The sequence below is a fragment of the Rhodococcus sp. IEGM 1318 genome, assembly GCF_033142465.1.
GTDB classification, from domain to species: Bacteria; Actinomycetota; Actinomycetes; order Mycobacteriales; family Mycobacteriaceae; genus Rhodococcus_F; species Rhodococcus_F qingshengii_B.
This window is the reverse complement of sequence record NZ_JAWLSC010000016.1, coordinates 102,370-112,745: the sequence shown is the minus strand read 5'-3', so window position 1 is coordinate 112,745 and position 10,376 is coordinate 102,370. Positions and strand designations below refer to the sequence as shown.

Here is a 10,376-nt window from a genome sequence, read left to right as displayed (position 1 = left end):
CACACAGCAGGCTATGGGAGGTGCACTGTAATGGCTGTTCTCAGTGCTGAACGTATCAAGATCACCACGACCAAGTCCCCGCTGTGGTGCACGGTCATCATCATCGTGCTCGGGTTGGGGCTCGCCACCGTCTTCGGACTGAGCGCCAAGTCGTCGCTCAACAGACCGGACGGTGTAATGATGCCGACCGTGTCGGGGGCGCTCAGTGGAGTCACCGGCTTCGGTGTGTTGGTTCTGATGATCATGGCTGCCCTCGCGATCACCAGCGAGTATCGCTTCGGGACAATCCGAACGACATTCCAGGCAGTTCCGAACCGTGCCTCGGTTCTGATCGCCAAAGCAGGTCTCATCGGCGGGTTCGGAGCTGTACTGACTCTCGTACTGTCGTTCGGCGCCTTCGCTCTCACGAAGGCGACATCAGGTGACGCGGGAAGATTCCTCACTCTGTCCGGCGACGAGAACTGGCGGATCGTCTACGGAACGCCGATCTACGCGTTCTTCTGCGTAGTTCTTGCTGTAGGAGTGGGAGCGTTGCTGCGGCAGTCTGCCGGTGCGATCGCGCTACTGCTGTTGTGGCCCTTGCTCATCGAGAATCTGTTCAACCTGTTCGGCAGCATCGGCGAGAAGATCATGCCGTTCCTGCCGTTCATGAACGCCAATAACTTTCTCGGTTCCGGCGGTAGCGTCGACTTCCACTGGGGACCCTGGGGCAGCCTGATCTACTTCGCCCTCTTCGTGCTCGTCGTCTTCGGTCTCAGCATCCTCGTCGTGAACCGACGAGATGCATAGGCGCGAAGATCAGGCGGGCTGATTCTGCTTACGCCAGCGAGCGTTCAGGAAACCCAATGCCGCGATCACGAGGAACAACACGGTGGTCGAGATCAACTGCGCACGTGCATCGGCGTCGAAGAGCATGAGGACGACGAACACGCCGAGCATCGCGAGTGTCGCGTAGCTCAGATACGGGAACAGCCACATACGAACTGTCAGCTTGCCCGACGCTTCGAGTTGTTTACGCAGTCGCAGATGCGAGACGACGATGAAGATCCAGATGACCAGCAGCGCGGCGCCGACTGCGTTGAGCAGGATGCCGAGCAGGTCGTCGGGGAGCAGCCAGTTAAGCAGGACGCTGACGAAGCCGAAGAACACCGACAGCAGAACGGCATTCGTCGGAACTCCGGTGCTCGACAGTTTCGCCATGAAAGCGGGCCCGTCGCCGCGGCGCGACAGTGAGAACGCCATACGAGAGGTGCCGTAGATGTTGGCGTTGAACGCGGAGAGCAAAGCCACAACTACGACGAGTTCCATGAACCCGGCAACACCCGGAATGTTCGCCTTGTTCAAGACGGCCACAAACGGGCCGCTCTCGAGTTCGGGGTCGTTCCAGGGCAGCAGCAGAACCATGATCGAGATGGCGCCGATGTAGAAGACGCTGATGCGCCACACGACGCTTCGGACAGCGACGGCGATGGAGCGTTCCGGATTCTCGGATTCGGCTGCGGCGATGGTGACGATCTCGATCCCGCCGAAAGCGAACGCCACGACGAGAAGTCCTGCGGCAATGCCGGACAACCCGTTGGGCATGAAGCCGCCCTGCCCGAACAGATTGCTCGTACCGACCGGGTCGGTATCAGGCAGGAGGCCGAACACCAGCAGGACACCGATGATCAGGAAGCCGATGATGACGGTGACTTTGATTGCGGCGAACCAGAACTCGAACTCGCCGAAGTTGCTGACCTTGGCCAGGTTCACGACGGCGAAGAACACCACGAAGACGAGGGCGACAACCCATTGCGGGATCGACGGCACCCAGTCGTTCACGATCGCCGACGCTCCAGTGATCTCGGCGCCCAGCACCATGATGAGCATGAACCAGTAGAGCCAGCCCATCACGAAGCCGGCCCACTCGCCGATCCCCAAGCGCGCGTAGTGCGAGAAGGAACCGCTGGCCGGAATCGCCGCGCCCATTTCACCGAGCATGCGCATCACGAACACCACGACGGCGCCCGCAAGGATGTAGGAGATCAGGACAGCCGGGCCGGCCTTGGCGATACCGACGCCGGTTCCGAGGAACAGGCCGGCGCCGATGGCCGAGCCCAGGCCCATCATCGTCAGATGGCGGACCTTGAGGCCGTGGCCGAGAGCAGTGGTTGTTCCGTCGGAGACGTCGGTGCTACTCATCAGTCGTTGGCGTGCAAAGCAGCGTTCAGTTCGACGCCGGTGCCCTTCCACGGCACGACCTCGACGGCACCCGAGACCGAGTTACGACGGAAGAGAAGGTTGGACTTGCCGCTGAGTTCCTTGGCCTTGACGACGGTGCCGTCCGGGCCGGTGACCTTCGTGCCCGCGGTGACGTAGAGGCCGGCTTCGAGGACGCAGTCGTCGCCGAGTGAAATGCCGAGGCCGGCGTTGGCGCCGAGGAGGCAGCGCTTGCCGAGGGAGATGGTTTCCTTGCCGCCGCCGGAGAGGGTGCCCATGATCGAGGCGCCGCCGCCCACATCGGATCCGTCGTCGACGACGACGCCCGCGGAGATTCGGCCTTCGACCATCGAGTTGCCGAGGGTGCCGGCGTTGAAGTTGACGAAGCCCTCGTGCATGACGGTCGTTCCGCTGGCGAGGTGTGCGCCGAGTCGGACACGGTCGGCGTCACCGATGCGAACTCCGGACGGCACGACGTAGTCGACCATGCGGGGGAACTTGTCGACGCTGAACACGGTGACGACTCCGCGGATTCGCAGACGCGAGCGAACCTGCTCGAAGCCCTCGACGGCGCACGGGCCGAAGTTGGTCCACACGACGTTGCTGAGCAGGCCGAACTGGCCGTCGAGGTTGACGCCGTGGGGCGCGACGAGACGGTGCGAGAGGAGGTGGAGGCGCAGGTAGACGTCATGGGCGTCGACCGGTGCCTTGGAGAGATCGGCGATGGTGGTGCGAACGACGACCTGCGAGACCTCGCGAGCGTCGTCAGTGCCTGCCAGCAGTGCAAGATCGGAAGGAATGTCTGTTCCCTCGACGTTCTCGGTACCGGTCTTGTCGAATGTTCCCAGCTCCGGTGCCGGGAACCAGGTGTCGAGGACGGCTCCGTCCGCGGTCACGTTGGCGATACCTACTGCTGTTGCTCCCTGTGCGCTCACGGGACTAGAGATTACTGGGTGGTGGGTGCACCGGCCTAGGCTGGTGCGTGTGAGCATCCTCGATCTTGCTTCGGACCCCATCGACTTGACGGCCGCCCTGGTCGACATCCCCAGCGTCTCGCACGACGAATCCGTCATTGCGCAGGCCGTCGAGGATGCGCTGCGTGAGCAGACTTCGGTCTTCGAGATCATCCGCAACGGCAACGCCGTGTTGGCGCGTACGTCGTTCGGTTTGCCCAGCCGCGTCATGCTCGCCGGACATCTGGACACGGTGCCGATCGCCGACAACGTTCCTTCGCGACGCGAAGGCGACATCTTGCACGGATGTGGGACCGTCGATATGAAGTCGGGCGACGCGGTGTTTCTTCACCTGGCCGCGACCATCGAGAACTTGGCCCACGATCTGACTCTCGTCTTCTATGACTGCGAAGAGATCGCCGCGAAGTACAACGGACTCGGAAGAATCGAACGCGAGATCCCGGAGTGGCTCACGGCCGACGTCGCGATTCTCGGTGAGCCGACGGCCGGTTTCATCGAGGCCGGGTGCCAGGGAACGATGCGGGTTCGGTTGACGGCTTCGGGAATTCGCGCACATTCGGCCAGGTCCTGGCTGGGGGACAACGCCATTCACAAGTTCGGCGGAGCGTTGGAGCGGTTGTCGAATTACCAGCCGCGCTCGGTCGACATCGACGGTTGCGGCTACCGCGAAGGTTTGTCGGCGGTGCGGATTTCCGGCGGTGTCGCCGGAAACGTCGTCCCGGACGAAGCCGAGATGGACGTCAACTTCCGATTCGCGCCCGATCGCAACGAGGCGCAAGCTGAGGCACACGTGCGCGAAGTGTTCGACGGTCTGGGCCTCGGATTCGAGGTCACGGACTCCTCACCCGGCGCGTTGCCTGGCTTGGCGAACCCGTCCGCTGCCGCCCTGATCGAGGCGGCCGGTGGTCAGTTCCGTGCGAAGTACGGGTGGACCGACGTGTCCAGGTTCTCGGCGCTCGGCATTCCTGCCGTGAACTACGGACCGGGTGATCCGAACCTCGCGCACAAGCGCGACGAGCACGTTCCGGTGCAGCAGATCACCGACGTCGCGGCCGTGCTGAGGAAGTATCTGTCGGCCTGACCGTTAGCCTTGCCGCATGGCACCAGAGAAGAATTCGGCTTCGAAGAAGCAGAGCTCGTCGATCAAGCACCGCGGCCCCGTTCAGCTTCGACGCAAGCGCAAGGACGAGAAGACCACGACGGATCAGCGTTTGCTCGACAAGCGCGGACCCACGGATTGGGTACACACCGATCCGTGGCGTGTGTTGCGTATCCAGAGCGAATTCGTCGAAGGTTTCGGAGCGCTCGCCGAGGTCCCGCGTGCGGTCACGGTGTTCGGTTCGGCCCGCACCACGGTCGATCATCCCGAGTACCAATCCGGCCGTGAACTGGGAACGGCCTTGGCCGAAGCCGGGTACGCCGTCATCACCGGTGGTGGGCCGGGAGTCATGGAAGCTGCCAACCGTGGTTGCAGCGAAGCAGGCGGATATTCGATCGGTCTCGGCATCGAGTTGCCGTTCGAACAGGGGCTCAACGAGTGGGTGGATCTCGGAATCAACTTCCGGTACTTCTTCGCACGCAAGACGATGTTCGTGAAGTATTCCCAGGCATTCATCTGCCTGCCAGGCGGCTTCGGAACACTCGACGAGCTGTTCGAAGCACTCACCCTGGTGCAGACCCACAAAGTCACGCGCTTCCCGATCGTCCTGTTCGGTACCGAGTACTGGTCCGGACTCGTCGACTGGATTCGCGGCACCCTCGAGCGTGACGGCAAGATTTCCGAAGGCGACGTGAACCTGCTGCACGTCACCGACAGCGTGGAAGAAGCAGTACGAATCGTCCTCAACGCAGACAAGGGCGTCGACGAGGCCGCAGATCTGGGGAAAGAAGAAGAATGGTGACCGATTCCGACAAGAAGTACTCGATCTGCGTCTACTGCGCGTCGGGGCCGGTGGACGAGTCTTTCCTGGCGTTGGCGGCAGAGGTGGGAACCGCGATCGGTCGCCGCGGATGGCAGTTGGTCTCGGGCGGTGGCAACGTCTCGATGATGGGCGCTGTCGCCGAGTCCGCTCGCGCGGCGGGCGCTTGGACCGTCGGCGTCATTCCGAAGGCCCTGGTGCACAAGGAAGTTGCCGACGTCGATGCCGACGAGCTGATCGTCACGGACACCATGCGCGAACGCAAGAAGCTGATGGAAGATCACGCCGACGCGTTCATCACGCTGCCGGGCGGAATCGGGACGCTGGAAGAGCTGTTCGAGACATGGACCGCCGGCTACCTCGGAATGCACGAGAAACCAGTGGTGATGCTCGATCCCGTCGGGCACTTCACCGGCCTGCTCGAGTGGTTGAACAAGCTCGACGGGACCGGCTTCGTCGGGCGTCAGGCGCTGGACACACTGTTGGTGCGGACGGACGTCGAGGCGGCGCTCGACGCGTGCGTCAAATCCTGATCAGACGCGTGCGTGAAACCCTGACCTGGGGCATGGCGAGCTTTATTACCGTGCAGTAAGGTGGCCGCAGACTGAGCGGCCGAATGGGCGCCGGATACGTGTTAGGGGAGCCATGAGTTCGGAAGCCCGTTCGACCGTAAGCCTGCTGGATCTGGCGGCAAAACTGCCGTCGATGATCACCGAGGTACCGATCCTGGCGCGGGGGGCCGCCGGGCTCACTCGCAAGCCTTCGGCCAAGGAATCGATCGGGTTGATCTTCCAGAAGGCCGCGCACGCGCACCCGTCGCGCCCCTTCATCCGGTTCGAGGGGCACGCGACCAGTTATGCCGAGGCCAACGAACTGGTGAACCGCTACGCCGACGTCCTCCGCGGACGAGGAGTCGACCGCGGAGACGTCGTCGGAGTGCTGGCCAAGAACACTCCCGAAGCCCTGTTGATCGCACTCGCTGCCGTCAAACTCGGTGCGGCAGCGGGCATGCTGAACTACAACCAGCGCGACGACGTTCTGGCACACAGCCTTACGCTGCTCGACGCTCGCGTCCTGGTAGTCGCCGACGAGTGCGAAGAAGCCCTCGAATCGTTGCCTGCCGGATTTGCCGGGCCCGCTCAACTTCTTGTCAGCGAACTCGAAGATCTGGCGAAGACGGCTGATCCGTCCAACCCGGCGGTTACCGCCGAGGTGCTGGCGAAAGAGAAGGCGTTTTACATCTTCACCTCGGGCACCACCGGAATGCCCAAGGCGAGCTTGATGACTCACTTCCGTTGGTTGAAGTCGATGTCAGGACTCGGGTTGATGGGCGTGCGCTTGCGCGGCTCGGACACTCTGTACTGCTGCTTGCCGCTATATCACAACAACGCGTTGACGGTCTCGTTGTCCTCGGTGCTCGCGTCCGGTGCCACCATCGCGATCGGACGCCAGTTCTCGGCCTCACGGTTCTGGGACGATATCGCAGTCAACAAGGCGACCGCCTTCACGTACATCGGCGAACTGTGCCGCTATCTGCTCAATCAGCCGGTCAAGCCGACCGACAGCGACAACGCTGTTCGGCTCATGGTGGGTAACGGTCTGCGCCCGGAGATCTGGGCCGAATTCACCCAGCGGTTCGGCATTCCCCGCGTCGCCGAGTTCTACGGTGCCAGCGAATGCAACATCGCGTTCGTCAACGCACTCAACGTGGACAAGACGGCAGGCATCTGTCCGTTGCCGCACGCCGTCGTGGAGTTCGACGAGAACACCGGAAAAGCGTTGCGCGCCGCCGACGGTCGACTCCGCAAGGTTTCCACGGGTCAGGTCGGGCTCCTGCTGTCCAAGATCACGGACCGGGCGCCTTTCGACGGTTACACAGACGAAGCTGCGAGCAACAGCAAACTGGTGCGCGGGGGATTCAAGGACGACGACACCTGGTTCGACACCGGAGACCTGGTGCGCAAGCAGGGATGGGGCCACGTCGCCTTCGTCGACCGCCTCGGTGACACCTTCCGCTGGAAGGGTGAGAACGTCGCCACCACGGAGGTCGAGGGCGCGCTGAGTTCGCACCCGGCCGTCGAGGAAGCAGTTGTCTACGGCGTCGAGATTCCGGGCACCGACGGGCGCGCGGGCATGGCGGCGGTGAAGCTACGGGACGGCCAGAGTTTTGAGGGCAGCGAAGTCGCGGCTCACCTCTACGGCAAGCTCCCCAACTACGCGGTCCCGCTGTTCATCCGCATCGTCGACTCACTAGAACACACCAGCACTTTCAAGTCGCGCAAGGTGGAATTGCGCAACGAGGGTTACGACGTCGGCGCCGACACTCTGTACCTTCTCGAGGGCCGCGAGGGTGGTTATGTGGACTCGTACGACGAATACGTCGGAAAGGTCGCGGCGGGCTCGGTACCCAAGGGCTAGACCGAGTTCCGTCATGCCAGTATGAGTGGCATGTCTTCACTCTCCGGTTCTACCGCGCAGCCAGGTCCGGCGCCCACCCTGTGTGGGCGTCCGGTCGCGGTCGACCGCGCATTGGTGATGGCGATCGTCAACCGCACTCCCGATTCCTTCTACGACCAGGGTGCGACGTTCTCGGACTCGGCGGCGATGGCTGCCGTCGATCGTGCCGTCGACGAAGGCGCCGATCTGGTGGACATCGGGGGAGTGAAAGCCGGACCGGGTGACCTCGTCGACGCCGACGAGGAAGTCAGGCGAGTGGTTCCGTTCGTCGCCGCGATCAGGGCCAAGTACCCCGAGTTGATCATCAGCGTCGACACCTGGCGCAGTGGCGTCGCACGGCTGGCACGCGACGAAGGCGCCGACCTGATCAACGACACGTGGGCCGGTGCGGATCCCGAACTCGTTGTGGTCGCCGCCGAGACGGGCGCCGGCATCGTCTGCTCGCACACGGGCGGCGCGGTTCCGCGCACCCGCCCGCACCGTGTGCGCTACGACGACGTCGTCGCAGATGTGGTCTCCGAGGTGGTGTCGGCGGCAGAACGCGCCCTGGCTCTCGGTGTTCCGCGTGACGCGATTCTGATCGATCCCACCCACGACTTCGGCAAGAACACCTTCCACGGGCTCGAGTTGTTGCGAAAAGTGGACGTTCTTGTAAACACCGGGTGGCCAGTGCTGATGGCGCTGAGCAATAAGGACTTCATCGGGGAGACTCTTGGTGTGGAGCTTTCCGAGAGGTTGGAGGGAACATTGGCAGCGACAGCAATGGCCGCGGCGGGCGGCGCCCGGGTGTTCCGTGTTCACGAGGTGGCGTCCACCCGCCGAGTAGTCGACATGGTGGCCGCGATCCAAGGACGCCGCGCCCCGGTACGTACGGTTCGAGGTCTGGCATGAGCATCACCGGTGCGGGCCCGACCCGCGTATGGGCAGAAGCCAACAGTTGGGACCATCCGAGTTGGACGGTCGCCGAACTCGAACGGGCGAAGGGTGGCCGAACCGTCTCGGTGGTGTTGCCCGCACTCAACGAAGAGGACACCGTTGCCGCGGTGGTCGACACCATTCATCCGTTGCTCGGTGGCTTGGTCGACGAGTTGATCGTTCTCGATTCCGGTTCGACCGACCGAACCGCCGAGCGTGCTCGCGCTGCCGGAGCGAGGGTGATCAGTCGTGAGAGCGCAGTCCCGTCCATCCCGCCGACGGCGGGCAAGGGTGAGGTGCTGTGGCGTTCGGTGGCAGCGACCACCGGCGATCTGATCGCATTCGTCGACTCCGATCTCATCAATCCCGATCCGGCGTTCGTGCCCAAACTGCTGGGGCCGCTGCTCACCGTTGACGGCATCCATCTGGTGAAGGGCTACTACCGCCGTCCGCTGCGCGTGAGCGGCACGGAGGACGCCAACGGCGGCGGACGAGTCACGGAATTGGTTGCGCGGCCCATGTTGGCTGCGCTGCGGCCCGAACTCACGTCGGTACTGCAACCGCTCGGCGGTGAATACGCCGGCACCCGTGAGTTGCTCTCGGCTGTTCCGTTCGCCCCCGGCTACGGCGTCGAGATCGGCCTTCTGCTCGACACGTACGACACGTTGGGGCTGGCGGCGATCGGTCAGGTCAATCTCGGTGTGCGCAAGCATCGCAACCGGCCGCTCGCCGACCTCGGCGTGATGAGCCGGCAGATCATCGGAACGATGCTCCGGCGGTGCGGGATCGAGGATTCGGGTGCCGGGTTGACCCAATTCTTGGTCGACGGCGATTCTTTCGTGCCCGAGACCACGGAGGTATCGCTGGTCGATCGACCGCCGATGAATTCGATAGTGCGCACCGCGGGGGTCTGACCGCTTACCTACGGGTATGGGAGTATCGGTCCATGATGACGATCCTCCTGTACCTGATTGTCATGGCACTGGTCGGCGCGATGCTCTTTCTCGCCGCCAGCGCTGTGTTCGGGCGCTCGGAAGAGCTGCCGCCGCTGCCTCCGGGCACGACGGCGACCGTGCTCCCGGCTGAGGACGTCACCGGAGCGGATGTCGACGCTCTGCGCTTTCAGCAGGTGCTGAGGGGTTACAAGGCGAGCGAAGTGGATTGGGCTCTGCATCGCCTCGGAATGGAAATCGATTCTCTGCGTGCACAACTGGGCCGTGACGAGAAGTCCGAGGTTCTGGTGAAGGCGGATGCTCCGGCCAAGGCCGAAGCATCGCAGGAGGCGCCTGAGACCGAATCCGAAGCTAAGGATTCCCAGGGCTGATGGCAGACGGACTGGTTCGGTGCGGCTGGGTGGTCGAGACGCCCGGTGACTCGCTGTACCGCGACTATCACGACGAGGAGTGGGGGCGTCCGCTGCACGGCCGCGACGAACTGTTCGAGCGGCTCGCCCTCGAAGCATTCCAATCGGGGCTTTCTTGGATCACGATTCTGCGCAAACGCGAGGCGTTCCGCGAAGCCTTCGACGGGTTCGATCCGGACAAGGTCGCAGCGTACGGAGTTGCGGATGTCGAGAGATTGCTCTCCGATGCCGCGATCGTCCGCAATCGCGCGAAGATCGAAGCGACGATTTCCAACGCCCGAGTGCTCGTGAATTCACCCGATCTGGACCTCGATTCGTTACTCTGGTCGTTCTCGCCGCCTCGACGCACCAGACGACTGACATCAATTGCAGAGGTTCCGGCGGTCACTCCCGAGTCGACTGCCATGGCTAAGGAACTTAAGCGCCGTGGGTTCAAGTTTGTGGGTCCTACCACGGCTTATGCGCTCATGCAGGCCACCGGAATGGTCGATGATCACGTGGCTGATTGTTGGGTTCCGACGCAGGTGTGACGGTCGACTGAACACCCCT

Annotated in this window: 11 protein-coding genes; 9 read left to right on the top strand and 2 right to left on the bottom strand. The window is 63.2% G+C overall.

The window, feature by feature from the left end:
* Positions 1-30: 30 nt before the first annotated feature.
* The gene (locus R4P65_RS28935) at positions 31-789 is read left to right on the top strand and encodes an ABC transporter permease (protein ID WP_200314907.1); all 759 of its coding nucleotides are present in this window, start codon (positions 31-33) and stop codon (positions 787-789) included.
* A gap of 9 nt (positions 790-798) precedes the next feature.
* On the opposite strand, the gene R4P65_RS28930 is transcribed toward R4P65_RS28935, so the two are convergent.
* Entirely contained in the window at positions 799-2,181 is a 1,383-nt protein-coding gene (locus R4P65_RS28930) for an amino acid permease (RefSeq protein ID WP_230817386.1), read from the bottom strand.
* Positions 2,181-3,134: a 2,3,4,5-tetrahydropyridine-2,6-dicarboxylate N-succinyltransferase gene (gene dapD, locus R4P65_RS28925; RefSeq protein WP_230817387.1), complete on the bottom strand. Its 954-nt coding sequence runs from the start codon at positions 3,132-3,134 to the stop codon at positions 2,181-2,183. Before dapD ends, R4P65_RS28930 begins: the two co-directional genes overlap by 1 nt.
* A gap of 49 nt (positions 3,135-3,183) precedes the next feature.
* On the opposite strand from dapD, the gene dapE reads away from it, so the two are divergent.
* The 8 genes from dapE to R4P65_RS28885 all read left to right on the top strand — a co-directional run bounded on the left by dapE (position 3,184) and on the right by R4P65_RS28885 (position 10,357).
* Positions 3,184-4,254 carry a succinyl-diaminopimelate desuccinylase gene (gene dapE, locus R4P65_RS28920; protein ID WP_317829049.1) on the top strand — a complete coding sequence of 357 codons (1,071 nt, stop codon included), beginning with the start codon at positions 3,184-3,186 and terminating at the stop codon, positions 4,252-4,254.
* Between the two features lie 16 nt (positions 4,255-4,270).
* Positions 4,271-5,074, top strand: a complete 804-nt coding sequence (locus R4P65_RS28915; protein ID WP_230817389.1) for a TIGR00730 family Rossman fold protein — start codon at positions 4,271-4,273, stop codon at positions 5,072-5,074.
* Positions 5,068-5,625, top strand: coding sequence for a TIGR00730 family Rossman fold protein (locus R4P65_RS28910; protein WP_003945191.1), 558 nt, complete (start codon positions 5,068-5,070; stop codon positions 5,623-5,625). Before R4P65_RS28915 ends, R4P65_RS28910 begins: the two co-directional genes overlap by 7 nt.
* A gap of 112 nt (positions 5,626-5,737) precedes the next feature.
* Complete coding sequence (locus tag R4P65_RS28905) at positions 5,738-7,510, top strand: long-chain-acyl-CoA synthetase (RefSeq protein WP_230817390.1); 1,773 nt, start codon at positions 5,738-5,740, stop codon at positions 7,508-7,510.
* Positions 7,511-7,540: 30 nt separating this feature from the next.
* Positions 7,541-8,440, top strand: coding sequence for a dihydropteroate synthase (gene folP / locus R4P65_RS28900; protein ID WP_230817391.1), 900 nt, complete (start codon positions 7,541-7,543; stop codon positions 8,438-8,440).
* Positions 8,437-9,378: a glucosyl-3-phosphoglycerate synthase gene (locus R4P65_RS28895; protein ID WP_317829048.1), complete on the top strand. Its 942-nt coding sequence runs from the start codon at positions 8,437-8,439 to the stop codon at positions 9,376-9,378. Before folP ends, R4P65_RS28895 begins: the two co-directional genes overlap by 4 nt.
* 32 nt (positions 9,379-9,410) lie before the next feature.
* Positions 9,411-9,788 (top strand): DivIVA domain-containing protein, encoded by a 378-nt coding sequence (locus tag R4P65_RS28890; protein WP_317829047.1) that lies wholly within the window; start codon positions 9,411-9,413, stop codon positions 9,786-9,788.
* Entirely contained in the window at positions 9,788-10,357 is a 570-nt protein-coding gene (locus tag R4P65_RS28885; RefSeq protein WP_317829046.1) for a DNA-3-methyladenine glycosylase I, read from the top strand. Before R4P65_RS28890 ends, R4P65_RS28885 begins: the two co-directional genes overlap by 1 nt.
* Positions 10,358-10,376 lie beyond the last annotated feature (19 nt).